The sequence below is a fragment of the Streptomyces sp. NBC_00464 genome (assembly GCF_036013915.1).
Lineage (GTDB): Bacteria > Actinomycetota > Actinomycetes > Streptomycetales > Streptomycetaceae > Streptomyces.
Window position 1 is genome coordinate 5,983,361 of sequence record NZ_CP107899.1, and the last position, 25,251, is coordinate 6,008,611.

22 protein-coding genes are annotated in these 25,251 nt (G+C 70.3%); 19 read left to right on the plus strand and 3 right to left on the minus strand.

What is annotated here, in order from left to right; genetic code table 11:
* The first annotated feature begins 231 nt into the window (after positions 1-231).
* From OG912_RS26905 to OG912_RS26915, 3 genes are read left to right on the plus strand one after another with little or no spacing between them, the layout of a single operon-like run.
* Positions 232-1,110, plus strand: a complete 879-nt coding sequence (locus OG912_RS26905; protein ID WP_327711604.1) for a helix-turn-helix domain-containing protein — start codon at positions 232-234, stop codon at positions 1,108-1,110.
* A gap of 25 nt (positions 1,111-1,135) precedes the next feature.
* Entirely contained in the window at positions 1,136-1,474 is a 339-nt protein-coding gene (locus OG912_RS26910; protein ID WP_326735645.1) for a chorismate mutase, read from the plus strand.
* Positions 1,471-2,085, plus strand: coding sequence for an SMI1/KNR4 family protein (locus OG912_RS26915; RefSeq protein ID WP_327711605.1), 615 nt, complete (start codon positions 1,471-1,473; stop codon positions 2,083-2,085). The genes OG912_RS26910 and OG912_RS26915 overlap by 4 nt, the downstream gene beginning before the upstream one ends.
* A gap of 12 nt (positions 2,086-2,097) precedes the next feature.
* On the opposite strand, the gene OG912_RS26920 is transcribed toward OG912_RS26915, so the two are convergent.
* Entirely contained in the window at positions 2,098-3,534 is a 1,437-nt protein-coding gene (locus OG912_RS26920; protein WP_327711606.1) for an MFS transporter, read from the minus strand.
* Positions 3,535-3,846: 312 nt separating this feature from the next.
* Here OG912_RS26920 and OG912_RS26925 point away from each other — a divergent pair, with 312 nt between their 5' ends.
* The 11 genes from OG912_RS26925 to OG912_RS26975 all read left to right on the plus strand — a co-directional run bounded on the left by OG912_RS26925 (position 3,847) and on the right by OG912_RS26975 (position 14,193).
* Positions 3,847-5,328 carry an aldehyde dehydrogenase gene (locus tag OG912_RS26925; protein ID WP_327711607.1) on the plus strand — a complete coding sequence of 494 codons (1,482 nt, stop codon included), beginning with the start codon at positions 3,847-3,849 and terminating at the stop codon, positions 5,326-5,328.
* Positions 5,329-5,357: 29 nt separating this feature from the next.
* A complete protein-coding gene (locus OG912_RS26930; RefSeq protein ID WP_327711608.1) occupies positions 5,358-6,323 on the plus strand; it encodes a VOC family protein in 966 nt (321 codons plus the stop codon).
* Complete coding sequence (locus OG912_RS26935; RefSeq protein ID WP_327711609.1) at positions 6,320-7,159, plus strand: aspartate dehydrogenase domain-containing protein; 840 nt, start codon at positions 6,320-6,322, stop codon at positions 7,157-7,159. The genes OG912_RS26930 and OG912_RS26935 overlap by 4 nt, the downstream gene beginning before the upstream one ends.
* The gene (locus tag OG912_RS26940) at positions 7,156-7,962 is read left to right on the plus strand and encodes an alpha/beta fold hydrolase (RefSeq protein WP_327711610.1); all 807 of its coding nucleotides are present in this window, start codon (positions 7,156-7,158) and stop codon (positions 7,960-7,962) included. The genes OG912_RS26935 and OG912_RS26940 overlap by 4 nt, the downstream gene beginning before the upstream one ends.
* A gap of 43 nt (positions 7,963-8,005) precedes the next feature.
* Entirely contained in the window at positions 8,006-8,527 is a 522-nt protein-coding gene (locus OG912_RS26945; RefSeq protein ID WP_327711611.1) for a cupin domain-containing protein, read from the plus strand.
* Complete coding sequence (locus OG912_RS26950; RefSeq protein WP_327711612.1) at positions 8,527-9,285, plus strand: SDR family oxidoreductase; 759 nt, start codon at positions 8,527-8,529, stop codon at positions 9,283-9,285. Before OG912_RS26945 ends, OG912_RS26950 begins: the two co-directional genes overlap by 1 nt.
* 126 nt (positions 9,286-9,411) lie before the next feature.
* Positions 9,412-10,197, plus strand: coding sequence for an SDR family oxidoreductase (locus OG912_RS26955; RefSeq protein WP_327711613.1), 786 nt, complete (start codon positions 9,412-9,414; stop codon positions 10,195-10,197).
* Positions 10,198-10,232: 35 nt separating this feature from the next.
* Positions 10,233-11,903, plus strand: coding sequence for a thiamine pyrophosphate-binding protein (locus tag OG912_RS26960; RefSeq protein WP_327711614.1), 1,671 nt, complete (start codon positions 10,233-10,235; stop codon positions 11,901-11,903).
* Positions 11,900-12,862 carry a PDR/VanB family oxidoreductase gene (locus OG912_RS26965; RefSeq protein WP_327711615.1) on the plus strand — a complete coding sequence of 321 codons (963 nt, stop codon included), beginning with the start codon at positions 11,900-11,902 and terminating at the stop codon, positions 12,860-12,862. Before OG912_RS26960 ends, OG912_RS26965 begins: the two co-directional genes overlap by 4 nt.
* A 22-nt stretch (positions 12,863-12,884) precedes the next feature.
* A complete protein-coding gene (locus OG912_RS26970; protein WP_327711616.1) occupies positions 12,885-13,115 on the plus strand; it encodes a recombinase-like helix-turn-helix domain-containing protein in 231 nt (76 codons plus the stop codon).
* Between the two features lie 7 nt (positions 13,116-13,122).
* Positions 13,123-14,193 (plus strand): aromatic ring-hydroxylating dioxygenase subunit alpha, encoded by a 1,071-nt coding sequence (locus OG912_RS26975; RefSeq protein ID WP_327711617.1) that lies wholly within the window; start codon positions 13,123-13,125, stop codon positions 14,191-14,193.
* 445 nt (positions 14,194-14,638) lie between these two features.
* Here the strand turns inward: OG912_RS26975 and OG912_RS26980 are convergent, their stop codons facing one another.
* Positions 14,639-15,130 carry a MarR family winged helix-turn-helix transcriptional regulator gene (locus OG912_RS26980; protein WP_326735632.1) on the minus strand — a complete coding sequence of 164 codons (492 nt, stop codon included), beginning with the start codon at positions 15,128-15,130 and terminating at the stop codon, positions 14,639-14,641.
* 221 nt (positions 15,131-15,351) lie between these two features.
* On the opposite strand from OG912_RS26980, the gene pepN reads away from it, so the two are divergent.
* The 4 genes from pepN to OG912_RS27000 all read left to right on the plus strand — a co-directional run bounded on the left by pepN (position 15,352) and on the right by OG912_RS27000 (position 22,383).
* Positions 15,352-17,883, plus strand: coding sequence for an aminopeptidase N (gene pepN / locus OG912_RS26985; protein ID WP_327711618.1), 2,532 nt, complete (start codon positions 15,352-15,354; stop codon positions 17,881-17,883).
* A 286-nt stretch (positions 17,884-18,169) separates the two neighbouring features.
* Positions 18,170-19,573 (plus strand): pyridoxal phosphate-dependent decarboxylase family protein, encoded by a 1,404-nt coding sequence (locus tag OG912_RS26990; protein ID WP_327711619.1) that lies wholly within the window; start codon positions 18,170-18,172, stop codon positions 19,571-19,573.
* Entirely contained in the window at positions 19,570-20,988 is a 1,419-nt protein-coding gene (locus tag OG912_RS26995; protein ID WP_327711620.1) for a lysine N(6)-hydroxylase/L-ornithine N(5)-oxygenase family protein, read from the plus strand. The genes OG912_RS26990 and OG912_RS26995 overlap by 4 nt, the downstream gene beginning before the upstream one ends.
* Before the next feature lie 297 nt (positions 20,989-21,285).
* Complete coding sequence (locus tag OG912_RS27000) at positions 21,286-22,383, plus strand: peptidoglycan-binding domain-containing protein (RefSeq protein WP_327711621.1); 1,098 nt, start codon at positions 21,286-21,288, stop codon at positions 22,381-22,383.
* Between the two features lie 87 nt (positions 22,384-22,470).
* On the opposite strand, the gene OG912_RS27005 is transcribed toward OG912_RS27000, so the two are convergent.
* The gene (locus OG912_RS27005) at positions 22,471-24,282 is read right to left on the minus strand and encodes a bifunctional metallophosphatase/5'-nucleotidase (RefSeq protein ID WP_327713554.1); all 1,812 of its coding nucleotides are present in this window, start codon (positions 24,280-24,282) and stop codon (positions 22,471-22,473) included.
* Between the two features lie 206 nt (positions 24,283-24,488).
* Between OG912_RS27005 and OG912_RS27010 the strand changes: the two genes are divergently transcribed.
* Positions 24,489-25,187: an SIMPL domain-containing protein gene (locus tag OG912_RS27010; RefSeq protein WP_327711622.1), complete on the plus strand. Its 699-nt coding sequence runs from the start codon at positions 24,489-24,491 to the stop codon at positions 25,185-25,187.
* Positions 25,188-25,251 lie beyond the last annotated feature (64 nt).

Here is a 25,251-nt window from a genome sequence, read left to right on the forward strand (position 1 = left end):
CCTGTGCGCGCGGTCCCGTGAACGCCGCGCTGCGCGGCCCGGTACGAGCGGAACGCGGCGTGTGACGGAGCGGGCGAACCCGGGAGGAATGTCACGGCCCAGCCTCACCCCTGGCGTGCGGCCGGTCCATGGACAAAGATCACTGCTGATTGGACGCAGCACACGACGCAACACACGACGCAGCACACGACGCCGCACGTCACATGGCCGCGAACGGAGGAGCGAAGGCCGATGTACCACACCTGGATGCGCTTCTTCACCCCGAGCCCGCTCCACCACCGCCTCGGCCTGGTCTGCCTGGGGGTCGGACTGCAGCACGGCACGCTGCCGACCGTCGGCCCCCGCACCCTGGACCACCACGTGGCCGTCGTCATCAGCGCGGGCAGCGGATGGTTCACGGGGCCGGACGGGCGCCGGGTGCCCGTCACCGCGCCCAGCCTGATCTGGCTGACCCCCGGCACCCCGCACCACTACGGCGCCGACCCGGTCACCGGCTGGGACGAGAGCTTCGTCGACTTCAGCGGGCCCGCCACCGCCACGTACACCGAGCTCGGCTACATCGAACCGGACCGCCCCCTCGTCCCCCTCGCCGACACCGCGGCCCCGCGAGCCGCCGTCGGCCGGATGGTGCGGGCGGCCCGGCGCGGTAATCCGCTGCTGGAGGTGGAGACGGGGGCGGCCGTACACGAACTCCTCGTCGCGCTCCGCCGGGCGCGCGCCGACGTCAGCCCCGACGGCGACCCGGTGCTGCAGGCCCTGGCCCGTGACGCCTTCCAGTCGCTCTCCGTCGCCGAGCACGCCGCCCGGCACGGCATGACACCCGCCGAACTGCGCACGGCGGTGCGGCGGGGGGCCGGCTGCAGCCCGAAGGACTACCTCCTCACCATCCGGCTCGGCCGCGCCAAGGAGCTCCTGGCCACCGGCGACCTGCCTGTCGCGGCCGTCGCCCGCCGCGTGGGGTACGACGACCCGGCGTACTTCTCCCGTCTGTTCGCCCGTCGCGTCGGCATGGCACCGGTGCGTTTCCGCGAACAGCAGGGCCGCAGTGTGCCGGGCGGCTGGAGCGACCGGGTCCCGGACCCGGAACACCCTCCGACGATCACGCCGTAGCCGGCTCCCTCTAAGCTCACTGACCATGACCACGAGCGACATCGACGATTCCGTAGGCGCCGAGCTGAACCGGCTGCGCGAGAGCATCGACAACATCGACGCGGCTGTTGTCCATATGCTCGCCGAGCGCTTCAAGTGCACCCAGCAGGTCGGCCACCTCAAGGCCGCCCATCACCTTCCCCCGGCCGACCCGGCCCGCGAGTCCCGCCAGATCACGCGGCTGCGCCAGCTGGCGGAGAGCGCCCATCTGGACCCGGCGTTCGCCGAGAAGCTGCTGAACTTCGTCGTGGCCGAGGTCATCCGCCATCACGAGCGGATCGCGGAGGAGTCGGCGGCGAACGGGGCGGGCGGCGCGGGGGCGTGAGGGGAGGCGAGGACGGCCGCATCCATCCCTGGCGCGACCTGCTCCAGCGGTGGAGTGACGAGTGGCTGGACCCGGTCCTGCACGAGCAGGAGCGGCATGAGCCGTTTCCGGCGGAGGTGCGGGCGGCTCGCTGGCTGGGAGGGCCGGGAGCGACCCCGGGGGAGCTGGCCGGGCTTGAGGAGCGTCTGGGGGCCGGGCTGCCGCCCAGCTATCGCCAGTTTCTGCAGACCAGTAACGGGTGGCTCGACACGACGAACGAGATCGCACGGCTGCTGCCCGCCCGGGAGGTCGGCCGGGTCGGGGATGTCGATCCGGAGCTTGTCGGGGGCTGGGGTGATGACCGGGGCCGGATCGAGGTGCCCGACGAGGAGTACTTCGTCTACGGCGACGAGCAGGACTGCTGTGCCATCCGGACCGAGTATCTGAGTGACATGCTCAAGATCAGCGATACGCCCGAGGCGGGGGACGTCTACCTGCTCAACCCGCACGTCGTCACGCCCGAAGGCGAGTGGGAGGCCTGGTATCTCGCCCACTGGCTGCCGGGAGCCGTACGGTACCGGTCGTTCTGGGAGCTCATGAACGACGAGTACCGGAGTTTCCGCGGCGACTGAGGGCGAGACCCCTCACGGCGAGATCTCCTCCAGCGGCCGGTTCGCCGTCTCCTCCGCCAGCGTTCCCGCCACCACCGCACCCACCACGGCCACCGCCCCCAGCATCACGAACACCGCGGTGACACTGTCGCCGGCCGCGTAGACCACGCCCACCAGGATCGGGCCGAGGATCACGCCGAGGCGGTTGACCGCGCCGCCGACGCTGCAGCCCAGGGCGCGCATCCGGGTCGGGTAGAGCTCGGGCGTGTACAGGTACAGGCAGATGTTGGAGCCGAAGAAGCCGACTGCCGAGAGCGAGGTCCAGATCAGGACCTGGGCGGGGGTGCCGGCGCCGAGCGCGGCCAGGGTCAGCAGGAGCGCGGCCGAGGCGCCGAGGCAGATCGCGAAGATCCGGCGGCGGCCCAGGACGTCCACCGTGAGGGCGACGATCAGGCAGCCGAGCAGACCGGCGACCGAGGTCACCGTGGAGTAGAGGAGGGCGTCGGAGAGGGTGAGGCCGTACTCGTCCTTGTAGATGCTCGGCAGCCAGGACGTCACGCCGTAGTTGACGAAGTAGCCGGTGAACCAGATCACGCCGACCACGAGCGTGCGGCGCCGGTACCGGCCGGTGAACAGGCCGCGGATTCCGCTTGCGGCGCGTTCCGCCGGGGTGGCGGCCGTTGCGGCGGGCGCCGGGGCGGTGGAGGCGGAGGCGACCGGGCGGGGGAGTGGTTCGCCCGTTGCCGCCGATACCTTGGCCTCGATCCCGGTCATGACCGCATCGGCTTCTTCCAGCCGCCCGCGCTCCGCCAGCCAGCGCGGCGACTCCGGGACCTTGCGCTGGACGAGGAAGGCCAGCAGGCCGGGCACGGCGGCGATCGCGAACATCACGCGCCAGCCCGCCGCCGGGACCACCCAGGCCGCGACCAGGGCGCCGATGGTGAGGCCGGCCGGGAAGACGAGTTCGTACAGCAGGACGAAGCGGCCCCGTTTGAAGCTCCGGGTGATCTCGCTGATGAAGGCCGCCGCCACCGGCACCTCGCCCCCGATGGCCAGCCCCTGGAGGAAGCGCAGGGCCAGGAACGGGGTGAGTGAGGTGCAGGCGGTCAGCGCCAGGCTCGCGACGCCGGATGCGGCCACGCAGTACGCGATCACCTTCACCCGGCCGTAGCGGTCGGCGAGCCGTCCCGACAGCAGGGCGCCGACGAGCATGCCGGCCGAGCCGACCGTGAGGACCGCGGTGGCGTCGCCCGTGGACAGCTGCCACTCGTCGCGGAGCTCCGGCAGCGCGTAGGCGATCAGCAGCTGGTCGAAGGCTTCGAAGAAGGTGACGACACCCACGATCAGGCGGACGGTGACGTGCCAGCGGGAGAGCGGCAGGCGCTCGAAGCGGGCGGCGATGGTGGCGCGGGTGGTGCCGGCCGGCGAGGAGCCGGGGGCGGCGGCGTCCTTCGAGGTGTCGGTGCTCATCCAGGGGTTCCTCCTGCTCCGCGTGGGGCCGGAGCGGTTGGGGAGCCAGGTGTACGGGGTGGCAGAGGGGACGGGGATGAGCTGAGCGTACGGGTGGGAACGGCCGCACGGCGCTCGTGAGCTTGTGAAGTCACCCACTGGACTCTGTAAGTGCCTAGCTTTTAAGTGCTTAAGTTTTACCGGTCCGAGGGTGGCGTCCGTCAAGCCCCTCGGAGGCAAAGGGAGATTTTGCCGAGGGGGCTTGCGGACAATTACTTAAGCGCTTAGATTTTTAGCCCTGAGGTAACCGATTCGATTGCAGGAGGCCAACTGATGCTTGCCGACGAGGTGTTGGTCGCGGGGCAGTGGCGACAGGGCCGTGGCGCCCTCATCGAGACGGTCGACCCGGCCACCGGCCAGGTCATCGCCACCGTGCACGCCGCATCCCTCGACGACGTCGAGGAGGCCGCCACCGCAGCCGCCCGCGCCGCACACGACCCCGCCTGGCGCGAGCTCCCCGCCCACCTCCGCGCCCGGCTGCTCCACCGCATCGCCGACCTCGTCGAGGAGAGCGCCGACCGGCTCTCCGCCCTGCAGACCGCCGACACCGGCAAATGCCGCACCGAGACCCGCGCCCTCGTCCTCAGCGCCGCCGGTACGTTCCGCTACACCGCCGCCGCACTGGAGACCGCCGAGGACACCCTCACCCCCTCCCGCGGCCCGTACGTCACGATGAGCGTCCACGAACCCATCGGCGTCGTCGGCGCGATCACCCCCTGGAACTCGCCGATCGCCAGCGACGCCCAGAAACTCGCCCCCGCACTCGCCGCCGGCAACGCCGTCCTCCTCAAGCCCGCCGAGTGGACCCCCCTCGTCGCCCTCGCGCTCGGCCGCCTCGTCCACCAGGCACTCACCGAGGCCGGGCTGCCCACCGCCCTGCTCTCCGTCCTGCCCGGCCGCGGCAGCGTCATCGGCGACGCGATCGTCCGCCACAAGGCCGTGGAGAAGATCACCTTCACCGGCGGCACCGCCACCGGCCGCACCCTCGCCCACGTCGCCGCCGACAAACTGATCCCCGTCTCACTGGAGCTCGGCGGCAAGTCCCCGACGATCGTGCTGGAGGACGCCGACCTGGAGCAGGCCCTCGCCGGCGTCATGTACGGCGTCTTCTCCTCCAGCGGACAGAGCTGCATCGCCGGCTCCCGCCTCTTCGTCGCCCGCGCCCGCTACGAGGAGTTCCTCGGCGAACTCGTCTCCCGTACCGAGAAGTTGCGCGTCGGACCCGGCACCGACCCCGACACCCAGGTCGCCCCGCTCGTCCACCACCGCCACCGCGACAGCGTCGCCGCCTACGTCGATCTGGCCCGCGAGGAAGGCGCCACCGTCCGGTGCGGGGGAGCGGCCCCCGACGGCGAGCAGTACCGCGACGGCGCCTACTACCTCCCCACCGTCCTGGACGGCCTGCCCAACACCGCCCGCGTCTGCCAGGAAGAGATCTTCGGACCCGTAGTCGTCGCCCTGCCCTTCGACGACGAGGACGACCTCGTCGCCCAGGCCAACGACAGCGTCTACGGACTGGCCTGCGGCATCTGGACCCGCGACCACGCCAGAGCCTGGCGCCTCGCCCGCCGCATCGACGCGGGCACCGTCTGGATCAACACGTACAAGCAGTTCAGCATCTCCACCCCGTTCGGCGGGCTGAAGGACAGCGGCATCGGCACCGAGAAGGGCCGCGACCTCATCCGCGGCTACCAGCGGCAGAAGTCCCTCTACTGGGCCACCGACACCACCCCCCTGCCCTGGGCCGCCCAGTGAAGCCGAGCGAGAAGAACACGGAGCCCCCCATGCCGTACGAGAACACCCCGCGCCCCCTGCCGGCACCCGTCGCCCGGCTCCGCGCCCTGCGCTCCGTCGAGCTCCGCACCCCCGCCTTCACCGAGTCCGCAGACTTCTACCGCGAGGTCTGGGGCCTGGAACCCGTCGAACAGGAAACGGACGCCACCTGGCTGCGCGGCACCGGCGAGGAACACCACGTCCTCCACCTCGCCCGCGGCGAAACCAACGGCCTCGGCCGCATCACGTTCGCCGTCGCCACCCCCGCCGAGATCGACGAGGCCGCCCGCCGGCTCCTCGCCCGCTCCATCGTCCCCGTCGCCGGGCCCGGCCCCCTCGACCAGGTCGGCGGCGGATACGGACTCCGCTTCACCGACCCCGAGGGCCGGCTGATCGAACTCAGCGCCCAGACCCACGCCGTCACCCCGCGCGGCCGGGACGCCGCCGTCCCCGTCGGCGTCACCCACACCGTCCTCAACACCACGGACATCGACGCCGCCGTCGCCTTCTACACCTCGGTCCTCGGCCTGCGCGTCTCCGACTGGTCCGAGCACCGGATGGCGTTCCTGCGCTGCAACGCCGACCACCACTGCATCGCCTTCAACCAGGCCGAGTGGACCTCCCTCAACCACGTCGCCTACGAGATGACGTCCATCGACCACTTCATGCGCGGCCTCGGCCGCCTCCGCCACCACGGCATCAACCCGCAGTGGGGGCCCGGCCGGCACGGCCCCGGCAACAACACCTTCTCGTACTTCACCGACCCCGCCGGACTCGTCTGCGAGTACACCTCCGAAGTCGCCCAGATCGTCGAGGACGCCTGGATCGCCAAGGTCTGGCGACGCACCCCCGACCTCTCCGACCTGTGGGGCACCGCCGGACCGCCCTCACCCGGTATCCGCAGCCACATGGCCGGCACCCCCGACCCCGGACCCCTCGCCACCCCCACCGACGCACCAGAAGAGGTGACCGCATGACCGCCACCCTCACCCCCCGCCCGGACACCACCACCCGGCCCGCCCGCCCCGTGCGCCGCATCGGCCTCGTCGGCTGGGGAGCCATCGGACGCGTCGTCGGCACCGCACTCGCCGAAGGCCGCATCCCCGGCGCCGAACTCACCTGCATCATCGACAACCGCCCCCTCGTCGACGCCCCCGCACCCCAGCTCTCCTTCGAGGACGCCCTCACCGTCTGCGACCTCATCGTCGAAGCAGCGGGCCAGGCCGTCGTGCGGGAATGGGCCGAACGCGTCCTCGACAGCGGCGCCGACCTGCTGATCGCCTCCACCGGCGCCCTCGTCGACCCCGAACTCACCGACCGGCTGCGCGCCGCCGGACCCGGACGCGTCTACTTCACCGGCGGAGCCGTCGGCGGACTCGACCTCCTCCAGGCCGTCCGCGGACTCGGCCCCCTCACCTCCGTCACCCTCACCACCACCAAGCTTCCCGCCACCCTCCACCAGCCCTGGATGGACGCGGAACTGACCGAACGGCTGCGGACCACCACCGAACCCGTCGAGGTGATGCGCGGCACCGCCGTCGACGTCCCGGTGAAGTTCCCCAAGTCGACGAACGTCGCCGCATCCGTCGCCCTCGCCACCGGCGACCCCTCCCTCGTCCAGGTCGTCGTCGTCGCCGACCCGGCCGCCACCCTCACCCGGCACGTCATCGAAGCGGCCGGCCCGCACGGCACCTACCGCTTCGAGGTCGCCCACCGGCCCGACGAAACCAACCCCGCCACCAGCCAGGTCGTCCCGCACGCCGTGCTCCGCAGCCTCGGCGCCGTCGTCGGCCGCGCAGGACAGATCCTGTGACCGCCGCCGCCGTCGCCACCGTCGCCGGGGTTCACACGCGGGAAGCCGGCGACCCGGACGCCCCGCTGCTCCTCTGCCTCCACGGCATCGGCTCCTCCTCCGCCGCCTTCGCCCCCCAACTCGACGGGCTCGCCGACCAGGTACGGGTCGTGGCCTGGGACGCACCCGGCTACGCGGACTCCGCCGACCCCGCCCACGCCCCCGGCCTCGACGGCTACGCCGACACCGCCGCGACCCTCATCCGCGCACACGGCGGCCCCGCCCACGTCCTCGGCGTCTCCTGGGGCGGCGTCATCGCACTGCGCCTCGCCACCCGCCACCCGGAACTGGTGGCCTCCCTGATCGTCGCCGACTCCAGCCGGGGCTCCGGCACCGACCCGGGCAAGGCCGCGGCCATGCGCGGACGCGCCGCACAACTCGCCGACCAGGGACCCGAAGCCTTCGCCGCCACCCGCGGACCACGCCTCGTCTCCGCCGGCGCACCCCCCGAACTCGTCGCACGCGTCGTCGCCACCATGGCCGCCTCCATCCGCACCCCCGGCTACGGATACGCCGCCGCATCCATGGCCGAAGCCGACCTCACCGACGACCTCCCCACCATCACCGCACCGGCCCTCGTCCTCTGCGGCGAACAGGACACCATCACCGGCACCGACGAATCACAGGCCATCGCAGGCGGGCTGAGCACATCCGTCTACGTCACCCTCTCCGGCGCCGGACACCTCTCCAACCAGGAACGCCCCGAGGCCTTCAACGCCTGGGTCCGCGCCCACCTCCACGTCGTCGCCCGCACACCCGCGTAACGACGCAGCCCCCAACCCCCGCCACCGAACCGAGGAGCAACCCGTGCCCATCGACAACAACCCCTACGAGACCGACGGCGACCTCGCGAAGTTCACCGACTCCCTCATCGCCACCAAGGACTCCCGCGAACCCGACTGGAACACCCTCTCCTTCCAGGAGAAGGCCGGCGCCCAGTACCGCCGCGCCCAGATCCGCTACGTCGGCTCCGGCGCCACCGGCAACCACGAGAACGACAACCGCATCCTGCCCTCCGGCGGCTTCACCCTCTCCAACATGCTGCTCCCGCCGGGCGCCGAAGGCCCCGAGCACACCCACCACGACGTCGAGGAGGCCTTCTTCGTCCTGGAGGGCCAGGTCAAGGTCGGCATCCACCGCGGCGCCGACGAGGCCGAATACCGCACCCTCGGCTACCGCGACATGATCGTCGTCCCCGCCGGAGTGGCCCGCTCGCTGAAGAACGAGGGCGACACCGACGCCCTGTTCTGCGTGATCATCGGCACGCAGAAGCCGCAGGTCCCCACCTACCCCGCGCACTCCCCGATGCACGGCATCACCCGCGACTGATGGCCACCGACGACACCCCCCGTACGGTCGTCGTCACCGGCGCCGGCCGCGGCCTGGGACTGGCCGCGGCCCGCCGGATCGGCAGGGACGGCCACCGCGTCGTCATCGCCGAACTCGACGAGACCACCGGCCGGCAGGCCGCCCACGACCTGCGCGCCGAGGGCATCACCGCCGACTTCCACCCGCTCGACGTCGCCGACCCGGAATCCGTCACCGCACTCGCCACCACCCTCGCCGGAGACGGCACCCGGCTCCACGGACTCGTCAACAACGCCGCACTCGCCAACGCGGTCGGCGGCAAACCCTTCCACGAGATCGACGTCGAAGCCTGGGACCGCATCATGACGGTCAACGCCCGCGGCCCCTGGCTCGTCGCCCGCGCCCTCCTCCCGCTCATGCGGAACCACGGCAGCGGACGCATCGTCAACCTCGCCTCCGACGCCGCCCTGTACGGCTCACCCCGGCTCGCCCACTACATCGCCTCCAAGGGCGCCGTCATCTCCCTCACCCGGGCCATGGCCCGCGAGACCGGCGACTTCGGCATCACCGTCAACGCCGTCGCCCCCGGCCTCACCGAAGGGGAGTCCGCCGTGGACATCCCCGCCGAACGCCACGAGCTGTACCGCCTCAACCGGGCGATCTCCCGCCCCCAGCAACCGGCCGACCTGGTCGGCCTGATCGCCTTCCTCATCGGCGACGAGTCCGGCTACATCACCGGCCAGACCTTCGCGGTCAACGGCGGCTTCACGATGCAGTGAGCCACCTGGGCCTGCCCTGCAAGCCCGTCCGGACAAATCAAGCCCGTCCGGCGATTGAGGACACCCGCACCGGGGTCCCGGTGCCCCCGCGGAGCGCCCCGCCCCCCCAACCCGCAAGGAACCCCCATGGACCTCCGCCTGAAAGGCCACCGCATCCTCGTCACCGGCGGCAGCTCCGGCGTCGGCCTCGCCACCATCCGCACGCTGCTCGAAGAAGGCGCCCGCGTCGCCACCTGCGGCCGCCGCGCCGACGCCCTCACCGCCGCCCTCGACGGCCTCGCCGGACCCGAAACGCTCTACCACGCACCCTGCGACGTACGCGACGAAGCCGCCGTGCAGGCCTTCACCGCGAACGCCGCCGAACACCTCGGCGGCCTCGACGGACTCGTCAACAACGCCGGCGCCTCCCGGATGAAACCCTTCGCCGAGACCACCGCCGACGACTGGCGCGACGAACTCGAACTCAAGTTCTTCGGCGTCCTCAACCCCCTCAACGCCGCCCTGCCCCACCTCCGCGCCTCCGGCAACGCCTCCGTCGTCAACATCAACGCCGTCCTCGCCAAACAGCCCGAGACCGCGCTGATGACCACCAGCGCCGCCCGCGCCGGGATCCTCAACCTCTCCACCTCCCTGTCCAAGGAACTCGCCCCCGACGGCATCCGCGTCAACTCCGTCTGCCTCGGCCTCGTCGACACCGGACAGTGGGAACGCCGCTACGCCGCCTCCGGCAGCCCCCTCGACTACCCCGCCTGGCAGGCCGAACTCGCCGCCGACCGCGGCATCGCGCTGGGCCGCCTCGGCACCGCCGACGAAGTCGCGTACGCCGTCACCGCCCTCCTCTCACCCAGGGCCTCGTACATCACCGGCACCACCGTCGACGTCTGCGGCGGCGTCAACCGCGCCGTCGCGTAACCCCTCACCCCCACCACCCCTCAGGAGCACCCGACATGACCCGACCCAACGGCGGCGACCTGCTCGTCGAGACGCTGCGCGGACTCGGCGTCGACACGGTGTTCGGCATCGTCAGCGTGCACAACCTGCCGCTCGTCGAAGCCGTCGACCGCGACCTCCGCTTCGTCCCCGTCCGCCACGAAGCCGCAGCCGTCAACGCCGCCGACGGCTACGCGCGCGCCACCGGCAACCTCGGCTGCGCCCTCACCAGCACCGGCACGGGAGCGGGCAACGCCGCCGGATCCCTCATCGAATCCCTCAGCTCCGGCACCCCCGTCCTCCACATCACCGGACAGATCGACAGCGAGTACCTCGGCTCCGGACGCGGCTTCATCCACGAGACCAAGGACCAGCTCGGCATGCTCCGCGCGGTCTCCACCCACGCCGTCACCGTCACCGACGCCGCCGACGCCGGCGACATCCTCCGCGACGCCGCAGCCCGCGCACTGACCGCCCCGCACGGCCCCGTCAGCGTCGAATGGCCCATCGACCTGCAGTTCGCCCCCCAGCAGCTCACCGGCACCCCCGTACCGAAACCGGCCACCCCCGCCCTGCCCGACCCGGCACTCCTCGACGAAGCGGCCGCCCTGCTCTCCGCCGCCCGCCGCCCCCTCGTCTGGGCCGGCGGCGGAGCCAACACCGCCCGCCCCGAACTCGCCGCACTCCTCGACGCCCTGAACGCCGGACTCGTCACCTCCAACTCCGGCCGCGGCTCCGTCCCCGAGTCCGACGACCGCGTCCTCGGCAACTACGCCACCGCACCCGCCGGCCGCGCCCTCCTCGCCGAAGCCGACGTCCTGCTCTCCATCGGCACCCACTTCCGCTCCAACGAAACCGCCGACTACAGCCTCGGACTCCCGCCCGTCCACATCCAGCTGGACCTGGACCCGGCAGCCCCCGGCCGCGTCCACCCCGCCACCGTCGCCCTCCACGGCGACGCCGCCACCGTCCTCGCCGCACTCCTGGGACGTGTCACCAGCGGTGGTACGGAGACGAGCTGGCCGGACCGCGTACGCAAGGCCCGCACCGACGCCCGCACCGCACAACGCCACGCCATCGGACCCCAGGCCGCCATCAACGACGCCGTCCGCGACGCCTGCCCGCCCGGATCCGTCATCGCCCGCGACGTCACCATCCCCTCCTCCACCTGGGGAAACCGGCTCCTGGAGATCACCGACCCGGCCACCAACGTCTTCCCGCGCGGCGGCGGCATCGGACAGGGCCTCGCCATGGGCATCGGCGCCGCACTCGGCCGCCCCGACACCCCCACCGTCGTCATCGCCGGCGACGGAGGCCTCGCCGTCCACCTCGGCGAACTCCTCACCCTCGCCCAGGAGAAGCCCGACCTCACCCTCCTCGTCTTCAACGACGGCGGCTACGGCGTCCTGCGCAACATGCAGGACAACCACTTCCCCCGCCGCTCCGGAGTCGACCTCACCACCCCCGACTTCGCCCTCCTCGCCGCCGCCGTCGGCCTCCCGTACGCACGGATCGCCGCCGAAGCCGACGCCGGACCCGTCATCAAGGAGGCCATCGCCTCCCCGGGCCCCACCCTCGTCGAGATCGACCTCGTAGCACTCGGCCCGATGAACACCCCGTTCACCCCGCCCGTCAAGCTCCCCGCCACCGCAACCGATACCTCTGGACAGGGAGGCAACCCGTCATGACAACCGCCGAGGAACCCCGGCTCGACCTGCTCGTCCACCGCATGACCTGGGAGGCCGACGGAGTCCTGAGCATCGAACTCACCCACCCCGACGGGGAGCCCCTCCCCGCCTGGCAGCCCGGCGCCCACATCGACGTACACACCGGCGGACACATCCGCCAGTACTCCCTGTGCTCCGACCCCGCCGACACCACCCACTGGCGCATCGGCATCCTCCGCGAACCCGCCTCCCGCGGCGGCTCCGCCCACCTCCACACCCAGCTCCGCCCCGGCCAGACCCTCCACGTCCAGGGCCCCCGCAACCACTTCGAGCTCGACCCCACGGGCGACGCCACCGGCTACCTCTTCATCGCCGGCGGCATCGGCATCACCCCGATCCTCGCCATGGCCCGCGAAGCAGCCCGCACCGGAACCCCATGGCGGCTCGTCCACGGCGGCCGCACCCGCACCTCCATGGCCTTCGCCGCCGAACTCACCGCACTCGCCGCACTCCCCGGCGGATCAGTCGAATTCGTCCCCCAGGACGAACACGGCCACATCGGCCTCGACACCCTCCTCGGCGACCTCGCCCCCGGCACCCAGGTCTACTGCTGCGGCCCCGAACCCCTCCTCGCAGCCGTCGAGGAACGCCACCCCGACGCCCGCACCGAACGCTTCGCCGCACCCACCGCCGCACCCCGCGACGGCGAAGACAGCAGCTTCGACATCGTCTGCTCACGCACCGGACGCACCGTCGAAGTCGGACCCGCCACCACCGCACTCGACGCACTGGAGAACGCCGGCATCCCCGTCACCTCCTCCTGCCGCGACGGCATCTGCGGCACCTGCGAGACCAAGGTCCTCGAAGGCACCCCCGACCACCGCGACTTCCTCCTCACCGACACCGAACGCGAAACCGGCGCCTCGATGATGCTCTGCGTCTCCCGCGCCCGCACCCCCCGCCTCGTACTCGACCTCTGACACGCCCCCGAAGGGAGCCGACATGGCCGGCCCGACCACCCCGCAGTACCTCAACCCGAACCAGGCACGCACCGCCGAGCCCACCCCGTACGAGAAGAAGCTCGCCGCAGTGATCGAGGAGGTCTTCGGCAGCGGAGCCCACGACCTGCCCGGCCTCGTCGCCGGACTCAACGCCCGCGACCTGCCCGCCCCCGACGGCAGCCCGTGGACCGAGGACACCTTCCGCAACGAGATGCGACGCCTGGGAGCGTGAGACAACCATGACCACCGACACCACCACCCCCGTGCAGCCCGGCACCCCCACCCGCCCCTCCGAAGTCGCCCGCCCCGGCAACCGCACCGCCGAGCGGCTCTACGCCACCGGCATCCGCAACCAGTGGTACGCCGTCTGCCCCTCCGACTTCGTCCCCGCCGGCGGCATGAAACGCCTCACCCTCCTCGGCGAGGAATGGCTCCTCTTCCGCCGCGCCGACGGCACCCTCCACATGCTGGAGGACCGCTGCCCCCACCGCGGCGCCCGCCTCTCCCTCGGCAAACACCTCGGCGACCGCATCGCCTGCTGGTATCACGGCGTCCAGGTCGACGGCACCGGCACCGTCGCCGCCGTACCCGGCCTCCCCGGCTGCAACCTCGAAGGCAAACAACTCGTCGCCGCACCCCACGTCATCGAGACCGCCGGCGGCATCCTCGCCTACTTCGGCGACAACGAGCACCCCGAACCCACACCACTCGTCCTCCCCGAACACCTCACCGACCCCGGCACCTCGGCGTTCCTCTGCTACGCCGAGTGGAACGTCAACTGGCGCTACGCGGTGGAGAACCTCCTCGACCCCATGCACGGCTCGTTCCTCCACCGCGACTCGCACAGCATGGCCGAGGGACAGACCACCGCACGCTTCCGCATCCGCGAGACCGAACGCGGCTTCTTCTTCGAGAAGACCGACCAGAGCGGCATCAACTTCGACTGGGTCGAACTCTGCCGCACCGGCGTCGACTGGGTCGACCTCACCATCCCCTACCCCCCGACCGCCGGCCCCGGCGGACCCTTCGGCATCGTCGGCATGGCCACCCCCATCGACGAGAACCGCTGCGCCGTCTTCTTCTGGCGCTACCGCAAGGTCACGGACTGGCAGCGCGACACCTGGCGCTTCCTCTACAAGACGCTCCTGGAGGACCGCCACTGGGACGTCCTCGAACAGGACCGCATCATGCTGGAGGACCTGCGCACCGACGCCGACCAGGCGGAGAACCTCTACCAGCACGACCTCGGAGTGGTCCGCGTCCGCCGCATGTACCGCACGGAAGCAGAAGCGCAGGCGTCAACAGACTGACCGCAGCCCACCCGAGAAGTCCCTCAATCGCCCGGACACCGGCAGATCGGGCCGGAGGACGCCGGCAAACGCCAGGCCGGAGGACGCCGGCAAACGCCAGGCCGGAGGACGCCGGCAAACGCCAGGCCGGAGGACGCCGGCAAACGTCAGGCCGGAGGACGCCGGTACATCAGGCCGGAGACACCGGCCCATCAAACCGGAGAACACCGGCCCATCAAGCCGGACACCGGCAAATCAAGCCCGTCCGGCGATTGAGGACAAGCGGCGCCCCGGAGGCCGCCACCGCAGACTCAAGCCCGCCACCGGCACATCCAGCCCGTCCGGCGTTTGAGGACACCTGCGCGCCAGGGCTACGGGGCCCAAAATCAAGCCCGTCCGGCGATTGAGGACACACCCCGCACCGGGGTACCGGTGCCCCGCGGAGCAGCCCCCACCGAGCGAACCGCTACTCGCCCGACTCCGCCGCCAACACAGACCGCTCCAGCTTCTCCAGCAACCCGGCCAACTGCGCGCACTCCGCCGGCGACAACCCCGCCAGCATCCGCCGCTCGTTGTCCAGATGCTCCGAGAACAACGCGTCGATCACCGACAGACCCTCGTCCGTCAGCCGCGAATGCACCACCCGACGGTCCTGCGGATCCCGCTCCCGCCGGATCAGTCCGTCCTTCTCCAGGCGGTCGATCCGCAGCGTCACCCCCGCCGAACTGATCAGCCCCGAATCGGCCAGCTCACCAGCCGTACGCCGGAACGGCGCCCCCGCCCGGCGCAGCGCCGTCAGCACATCGAAACCGGCCATCGACAGCCCCTTGCGCTCCACCGGCCGCGAGATCGCCGCGCTGTACCGCAGGAACGCCCGGTGCAGCCGGCCGAACACCTCCAGCGGAGCCGTATCCAGCTCAGGCCGCTCCCGCCGCCAGTCCGCCACGATCGACGCCACCGCGTCCTGCCGCGGCGCGGACCCCGCGGACCCCGCAGCATCCCCGGAGCCTCCGGCAACGCCGGAACTCGCGGAAGCCTGGTTCTTCGCCATCCCGGGCACCCCTCCGTGCAGGTACAACGTCGTCAAGAATCTTAGCCCTCAAAGGACCGGGCCGGACCCTGTCAGCCCAGCGAGAACCCGCCTGCACACCGCCGACCGCATACGGCAGCATGGCTCCCATGTCCGTACTGATGCGCGATGAAGCGCAGGCCCGAGCCCAGTTCCTCGACGTACAGCGGTACACGGTCGAACTCGATCTGACCGCGGGGGAGGAGACCTTCGACTCCCGAACCGTCATCCAGTTCACCGCACTCGCCGACGGTGACACCTTCGTCGAAGTCAAGCCCGCCACCTTGCGCTCCATCAGCCTCGACGGGCACCCCCTGGACCCCGCGGACCTCACCGAGAACCGCTTCCCCCTCACCGGCCTCACCACCGGCCCCCACGAACTGCGCGTCGACGCCGCCATGCGCTACTCCCGCACCGGCGAAGGCATGCACCGCTTCACCGACCCCACCGACAACGAGACCTACGTCTACACCCAGCTCTTCATGGAAGACGTCCAGCGCGTCTTCGCCGCGTTCGACCAGCCCGACCTCAAGTCCGTCTTCGCCCTCACCGTCACCGCCCCCGAAGGCTGGACCGTCCTCGGCAACGGCACCTCCCAGCCCACCGGGGACGGCCACTGGACCCTCGCCACCACACCCCCCATCTCCACCTACCTCGTCGCCGTCGCCGCAGGCCCCTGGCACTCCGTGACCACCGAACACGCCGGACTGCCCTTCGGCATCCACTGCCGCCGCTCGCTGGCCCCCCACCTCGACGCCGACGCCGACGAGATCCTCGACATCACCCGCGCCTGCTTCGACCGGTTCCACGAGAAGTTCGACGAGCCCTACCCCTTCGACTCCTACGACCAGGCCTTCGTCCCCGAATTCAACGCGGGCGCCATGGAGAACCCCGGCCTCGTCACCTTCCGCGACGAATTCATCTACCGCTCCGCCGTCACCGACACCGAACGCCAGACCCGCGGCATGGTCATCGCCCACGAAATGGCCCACATGTGGTTCGGCGACCTCGTCACCCTCGCCTGGTGGGACGACATCTGGCTCAACGAGTCCTTCGCCGAGTACATGGGCTACCAGACCCTCGCCGAAGCCACCCGCTTCACCGACACCTGGGTCGACTTCGGCGTCGCCCGCAAGGGATGGGGATACGACGCCGACCAGCGCCCCTCCACCCACCCCGTCGCCCCCGACCCCGCCGCAGTCCCCGACACCGCGTCCGCAATGCTCAACTTCGACGGCATCTCCTACGCCAAGGGCGCATCCGCCCTCCGCCAACTCGTCGCCTGGCTCGGCGAGAAGGACTTCCTGGCCGGCATCAACACCCACTTCGCCCGCCACAAGTTCGGCAACGCCACCCTCGCCGACTTCATCGACAACCTCGCCTCCGCCACCGACCGCGACGTCCACGCCTGGGCCGACCAGTGGCTGCGCACCACCGGAGTCGACACCCTCACCCCCCACCTCGCCGAGGCCGACACCACCTGGTCCCTCACCGTCGACCACGCGGGCACCCGCCCCCACCGCATCACCGTCGGCACCTACGACCACGCCATCGACACCCAGTCGGGCCCCGACCGCCTCGTCCTGCGCGACCGCTTCGACATCAGCGTCCCCCACGGCGACAGCACACACGGCGACACCACCCAGGACGGCCCCACCACCCGCCCCGGCCGCCGCCCCGCCCTCGTCGTCCTCAACGACAACGACCTCACCTACGCCAAGATCCGCCTCGACCCCGATTCCTGGAACACCGTCCTCGGCGGCCTCTCCGGCATCCCCGACGCCCTCACCCGCGCCGTCGTCTGGAACGCCGCCCGCGACATGGTCCGAGACGGCGAACTCGCCCCCACCACCTACCTCGAAGCGGCCCGCGCCCACCTCCCGCACGAAACCGACCTGGCACTCCTCCAAGGCGTACTCGCCTTCGCCGACACCCAGATCGCCGCACGCTACGTCACCCCCCAGGACCGGCCCGCCGCCCTCGCCACCCTCACCGCCCTCAACCGCGACCTCATCCGCCGCACCGAGGACGGCACCCACCCCGGCCTCCGCCTCACCGCCGTACGCCACCTCATCGACGCCGCCACCCAGCCCGACACCATCCAGGGCTGGCTCACCGACGGCACCGTCCCCGGCGGCCCCGAACTCGACCCCGAACTGCGCTGGCGCATCCTCACCCGCCTCGCCGTCCTCGGCGCCACCGACGAAACGGCCATCGCCACCGAACTCGAAGCCGACCCCAGCGCCACCGGCCAGGAAGGCGCCGCCCGCTGCCGCGCCGCCCTGCCCACCCCCGAGGCCAAGGCCGCCGCCTGGCAGGCCATGTTCACCGACGACAGCCTCTCCAACTACCTGTTCACCGCCACCGCCCAAGGCTTCTGGCAGCCCGAACAGACCGACCTCCTCACCCCGTACGTCACCCGCTACTACCCCGACGCCACCGCACTCGCCGTCCGCCGCGGCCCCGCCATCGCCGAAGCCGCCGGACGCTACGCCTTCCCCGCGTACGCCATCGACGCCGACAGCCTCCACCGCGGCGAACAAGCCCTCACCGACCAGGCCCTCATCCCCGCCCTCCGCCGCAAACTCACCGACCAGATCGACGACCTGCGCCGCGCCCTCACGGTCCGCAACGCCCACTGACCCAGGCACCGCACCCAGCCGCCGCACCACCGCGAAACCGCACCACCGCGAGACCGCACCACCGCACCACCCGTGCCCGGCCCGCCCTCACCCCGAGGACAGGCCGGGCACACCCATATCCGGACACCCGCCGCGCGCACCTCTACCACCCGAACCCCTCACCAACGCCCCCAAGCGCCCACCCATCCCCCTTTCGAGTTCAGATCACCAGGCTCCCCGGCAGCGCCCACCGAAACCCGGACAAGCTGGAATGTCCACCCGTGCGCACCCGAAGGGCCACCCACCCATGCCCACCCCACCCCTCGCCGGATCCACCACCGGCCCCACCGCCCTGCGCCCCCTCATCGACACCGTCCTCACCGCACTCCAAGAAGGCGCCCGCCGCCGCGACGGCCCCCTCCCCGCCGGCGGACCCGACACCGTCACCACCCACATGCGCACCGCACTCGACCCCGTCATCCCCGAACACGGAACCGGCCCCCACCACGCCCTCGCCATCCTCATCGGCGCCCTCACCGAAGGCGCCGCCGACCCCGCCGACCCCCTCTGCGCAGCCCACCTCCACACCCCACCCCTCGCCCTCGCCGCCGCAGCCGACCTCGCCGCCTCAGCCCTCAACCCCTCCATGGACTCCTGGGACCAAGCCCCCGCCGCCTCCACCCTCGAAGCCGACACCACCGCAGCCCTCGCCGCCGAGATCTACCCCCACCACACCCACCCCGACGCCCTCATCACCACCGGCGGCACCGAAGCCAACCAACTCGCCCTCCTCCTCGCCCGAGAACGCCATGGCCCCACCCTCCAGACCATCACCGGCACCAACGCCCACCACAGCATCACCCGCGCCGCCTGGCTCCTCGGCCTCCCCGCACCCCTCACCGTCCCCGCCCCCCACGGCACCATCGACCCCACCGCACTCAACGAAACCCTCACCCGGCAACAAGGCCGCCCCCTCCTCGTCACCGCCACCGCAGGCACCACCGACACCGGCCAGATCGACCCCCTCACCGACATCGCCGACCTCTGCCACACCCACGGCGCCGAACTCCACATCGACGCCGCCTACGGCGGACCCCTCCTCCTCAGCCCCACCCACCGCCACAAAATCAACGGCCTCGACCGCGCCCACAGCGTCACCCTCGACCTCCACAAACTCGGCTGGCAACCCGCATCAGCCGGCATCCTCGCCGTCCCCGACCACCACCACCTCCACGCCCTCCACCACCACGCCCCCTACCTCAACGCCGACGACGACACCCAAGCCGGAATCCCCGACCTCCTCGGCCGCTCCCTGCGCACCACCCGCCGCCCCGACGCACTCAAAATCGCCGTCACCCTCCAAGCACTCGGCCGCACCGGACTCGCCGACCTCATCGACCGCACCTGCGCCGCCGCCCACCACCTCGCCGACCTCATCACCAAAACCCCCACCCTCGACCTCTACGACCAACCCACCATCACCACCGTCCTCTTCCGCCCCACAGGCGCCGACGACCACACCGTCGCCACCATCCGCCGCACCCTCCTCACCCGCGGCCACGCCGTACTCGGCCGCACCCGCACCCACGGCCACCTCTGGCTCAAAGCCACCCTCCTCAACCCCCACACCACCCCCGACGACCTGCACAAACTCATCAACCTCGTCACCCACCTCACCACCGAACTCACAGAAGGCAGCACCAACCGATGACAGCCCGGCCCGACCGGCCCACCCCCGAAACCGATCAGCCCCACGACCTCATCGGCATCGGCATCGGCCCCTTCAACCTCTCCCTCGCCGCCCTCACCCACGGCCTCCCCACCCCCCTCACCACCGCCTTCTACGAACAACGCCCCGCCTTCCACTGGCACCCCGGCCTCCTCATCGACGGCGCCAGCCTCCAAGTCCCCTTCCTCGCCGACCTCGTCACCCTCGCCGACCCCACCAGCCCCTGGACCCTCCTCAACTACCTACGCACACGCGACCGGCTCTTCCCCTTCTACTTCGCCGAGCGCTTCCACATCCAACGCGCCGAATACGACGCCTACTGCCGCTGGGTCAGCCAACAACTCCCCAACCTCCACTTCAGCCACCAAGTCGACGCCATCCGATGGAACCCCCAACACACCCACTTCGAAGTCGACTTCACCCAACTCGGCCCCGACGGCGAAGCCGAAGCCCTCGGCCGCGCCCACACCCGCCACATCGCCCTCGGCATCGGCACCGAACCCCACATCCCCGAACCCCTCAAACCCCTCACCGACGCCGGAACCGTCCCCGTCATCCACTCGGCCGACTACCTCCACCACCGCCAACAACTCCTCGACGCCGAACACATCACCGTCATCGGCTCAGGCCAATCCGGCGCCGAAATCTTCCTCGACCTCCTCCGCGCCCGCCCCGCAGGCCACGAAAAACTCCACTGGCTCGCCCGCACCCCCGCCTTCGCCCCCATGGAGTACTCCAAACTCGGCCTCGAACACTTCACCCCCGACTACACCCGCTACTTCCACGCACTCCCCGAACCCGTACGCGACCAACTCGTCCCCCACCAATGGCAACTCCACAAAGGCATCGACCACGACACCATCACCGCCATCCACGACGAGCTCTACCGCCGCACCCTCCACGGCGGCTGGCCCGACGCCACCCTCACCCCCGGCGTCCACGTACGCACCGCAGGCCGCGTCGCCACCACCCGCATCGAACTCCACCTCGAACACACCCAACAAGGCACCCGCTCCCGCCTCACCACCGACGCCGTCGTCCTCGCCACCGGCTACCGCGAACGCCCCCTCGACCACATCCTCGGCAACCTCGGCACCCACCTGCGCCGCGACACCTCCGGCCGCCCCCGCATCGACGCCCAATACCGCCTCGACCTCGACCCCGCCATCACCGGCAACATCTACGTACAGAACGCCGAACGCCACACCCACGGAGTCGGCGCCCCCGACCTCGGCCTCGCCGCCTGGCGCAGCGCCACCATCCTCAACAACCTCACCGGCACCACCCCCTACCCCCTCCCACAACGCACCGCCTTCACCACCTTCGGCCTCACCCCCCACCACCCGGACATCCCCGCACAACCCCCCACCCTCGTCCCCCTCGCCCGAGGCAACTGACCGGACGCACACAAAGAGGCGGCCGCCCACCTCCCACGAAGGGAAGTCAGCGGCCGCCTCACGCACATCCCGGCCAAGAACGACCGACTGTGACGAGATCCGCAGCCCACCCCCGACATTGTCGAGGTCACGTCACCAACTCATGCGGTTTTCACACAACGCTGGGCCGAAGCAGCCGAACCCGCCATCGTGGTGACCCGTCAGAAGTCACAGCCCGCACGCCAGGAACCGCAGCACCCACCACCCTGGGCGGCCCACACGGCCCGCGACCCACACCACGAAAAAATCGGGGGAACCATGTCACTTCGCAACCGGCTCACACGCCGCACGCAGATCGCTCTCGTCGGCATCGCCGCCACAGGCGTCGCGGCCGCAATCGCCGTCATACCCGCAATCGCCGACAGCGACCCCGCACAGCCGGCAACAGCCGCCGCTCAGAACGACACCGACTACGGGCCCGAACCCGAAGCCGACAGCAAGCTCGTCACCCAGGCCAACGCCATGACCACCATGGCCACGGCCACACTCTCACCCGACACCATGATCAACCGGGCCCGCACCTGGCTCACAGCCAACAATGGACGCGCGGTCCCCTACAGCATGGAACGCACCTGGAAGGACGGCTACCGTCAGGACTGCTCAGGCTACGTCTCCATGGCACTCGGCCTCGGAAAGCCCGGCCTGAACACCGTCGGCCTGGCGGACTCACGCAACGGTGTCACCAAGCGGCTCAGCAGCGTGAGCCAGCTCAAAAAGGGCGACCTGCTCATCGACTACAGCACCACCGACGGCGACTTCCGCCACGTGGTGATATTCGAGAAATGGGCCAACACCTCCCACAGCTCCTACTGGGCCTACGAACAGCGCGGCACGTACGGCACCACCCACCGACAGCTCAAGTACGGCATCGGCAGCGACCACTACGACCCCTTCCGCCCGGTCAAGCTCAGCGGCGGCGGCAGCGGCGGCGGACAACTCCCCGCCCCCAGCGCCTCCTGGCCCACCCTCAAGAGCGGCTCCAAGGGCGCCGACGTGAAGTCCGCCCAGCAACTCCTGACCGCGCGGGGCTACACCATCGCGGCCGACAGCAGCTACGGCCCGAAGACACGCGCCGCAGTAATCCGATTCCAGAAGTCCCGATCCCTCGCCGCCGACGGCGTCATCGGCCCGAACACCTGGTCCAAACTGATCACCACCGTGAAGTACGGCCAGTCCGGCCAGGCAGTGAAAGCAGCACAGACACAACTGAAGGTCTACGGCTACACCATCGCCGTCGACGGCAAGTTCGGCGCCAAGACCAAAGCGGCAGCCACGGCCTTCCAGAAGAACCACCATCTGGCAGTCGACGGCGTCATCGGCCCGAACACCTGGCGCGCCCTACTCGGCACCCGCTGACACCAGCGGCCCCCGCAACCGCCCGACGGCTCCTTCCCGCCGCACCCGCAGCAGGAAGGAGCCGTCGCCACACACGACGAAAGGAACCTAGAACACCGGCGAACCATCCCGCGTCAGACGCCAGTCCACCGAAGCGAACTCCGCACCATCCACCGACCCCTTCGCCTGAACCCACGAAATAATCGTGTTCCGGATCTCCTCCGAATTCGCCCACAACTGCTTCGCAGCCGGCACATGCGGGAAGTTACCCCCACCGCTCGCCCGGTAGTTGTTCACCGCCAGCACGAACTGCGCCGCAGGATCAATCGCCTTCCCCTCGAACGACAGATTCACAATCCGCGAACCATTCGGCTTCGCGATATCGATCTCATACGTCAGACCCGACACCGCGTCATAGTTGTAATCCGGAGTATTGCCCGCGTTCGTCAGCTTCGCCGTATCCACCGGAACACCCGCCGCCGTCTGCACGTAATACCGCGCCGAAAACTCCAGATAATCCCGGATCTGCGCACCCGTCACCAGCCGCGCCTCAAGCGTGTTCTCGAACGGATACAACCCCGCCGCATCCTTGATCGTCACATTCCCCGCAGGAATCTGCGCCGTACGCGAGAAACACGACGCCTGCGACAACACCGGCAACGCCGCATACTCGCCACCCGCCAGCGCCGCCTTCACCGTCTCCGCCTGCACGACATTGATCAGATCGATGATCGGCTCGTCCTTCCACGCCGCCTCAGCCGTCGTCATCGCCGCAGTCGACGTACCGATCACCTGGTTGACGTACGCCACCACCTTCTTGTGCTCGTCCGCCAGCATCCGCGTGATCTTCGGGTCCTCAGCCACCGTGTTCGAGTTCAACACCTGCGAACCGGCCTTCTCGACCACCCAGCGACCCTTCTCCCACACCAGATCGAAGTCGAACAACGTCAGCCGCTGACCCCACTTCAACGGCTCGGACAGCACAACCTTCTTCCCGGTCTCCTTGTTCTCCACGAAGTACTCGGGAATCTCCAGATGCGCATGACCCACCAGAATCGCATCGATCCCCGGCACCTGCTCCGCCACCAGACCCGCGGCATTCTCCACATACGGAATCTGATCACCGTACGACGACGTCCCACTGCTCCCCGAATGCGCCGACACGATCACCACATCCGCACCCATCGAGCGAAGCCGCGGCACATACTTCGCCGCCTGCTCCTCAAGACCCGGGAACACCATCTTCCCGCCCACGTTCGCCTTGTCCCAGATGGCGATCCCCGGGTTGGTCAGACCCAGAATCGCGACCTTCACATCCCGGCCGTGCGGCGTACGCAACTTCTTGATCACATACGGAGCGAACGCCGGCCGCAACGTCTTCGCGTCCAACGCGTTCGCACCCAGCAGCGGAAAATCACACTGCTCCTCGAACTTCCGCAGCACCGGAATGCCGTAGTTGAACTCGTGGTTCCCGAGCGCCGCAGCGTCATAACCGATCGCGTTCATCGCCTGCGCCATCGGATGCACCGGACCGTGCTTCGCCGTGATCGGATCGATCTTCGCGTAGTAGTACGACAACTGCGTGCCCTGGATCGTGTCACCCGCATCGATCATCAGGGTGTTGTGACGGCCCTTCTCCCGACGCACCTGGTCCACCAGCGTCGAGATCTTCGCCAGACCGACGTCGTTGTGATCCTTGTCGTCGAACTCCTTGTCCGTGAAGTAGTCCCAGTTGAACGCGTTCCCGTGCAGATCCGTCGTACCCATCACGGTGAACGAGTACCGCTTCGGCGGACGCCCATGACCGTGCCCGGACCCGTGACCCTGCGCCTCGGCAGGCACCGCCCCGGCACCCACCATGGCCACACCGGCACCGGCCGCGGCCGATGTCCCCAGGAACGTCCTTCGGTTCAGCGGCATCTCGTCTCCCACATCTCAGTTCTCTCCGTGCACAGTTCCGTCCGCACACAACGCGCGTAGACCCCACGCACGCGTACACAACGCGCGTAGATAATCACCCACGAACCACACCCGGCAACACCCCCAACAGGTTTCTATTCGATGACCACCCGCCGACGCCCCCCACGACCGCCGCCACTGTCACACCCGAGTGCCACCCTGAACCCATGACCGACACCACCCAGCCCTACGGCACCCCCGACCAACCCCGCCTCGCCGTCCGCGGCGAAGCACGCCTCCGCACCGACCCCGAAATCGCCCGCATCGGCATCACCGTCAGCGCCCGCGGCAAAGACCGCCGCACCGCACTCGAAGACCTCACCCGACGCAACACCACCGTCCTCGACCTCGCCCGCAGCTACGGACCCGCCGTCGAAAAACTCGAAACCGGCGCCCTCTCCATCACCCCCGAACTCCACCAACGCGGACGCGACGAGAAAATCCGCGCCTACCACGGCCGCGTCCACATCACCGCCACCCTCAACGACTTCACCGCACTCGGCGAATTCACCACCCGCGTCGCCGACCTCGACATGACCCGCATCGACGGACCCCGATGGGCCCTGCGCCCCGACTCACCCGCCCACGGCCAAGCCCGCCGCCAAGCCGTCCACGAAGCCGTCCAACGCGCCCGCGAATACGCCGACGCCGTCGGCGCCCAACTCGCCGCACTCGTCGAACTCGCCGACCTCGGAGCCGAGAACACCACCCCGGCCCCCTTCGCCCGCGGCGCCTACGGCGGCCCCCCACCCCCGACAGGAGGCGCCGCCCCCGGCGCAGCCCCCGCACTCGACCTCGAACCACAACAACAAACCGTCTACGCCCAGGTGAACGCCCGCTTCATCATGACCCCACCAAAACTCTGAAAACCCGAACACCGAAACCCCGAACCGAATGCTCATCCGAGCACCCCGCCGCACAATTCAACAC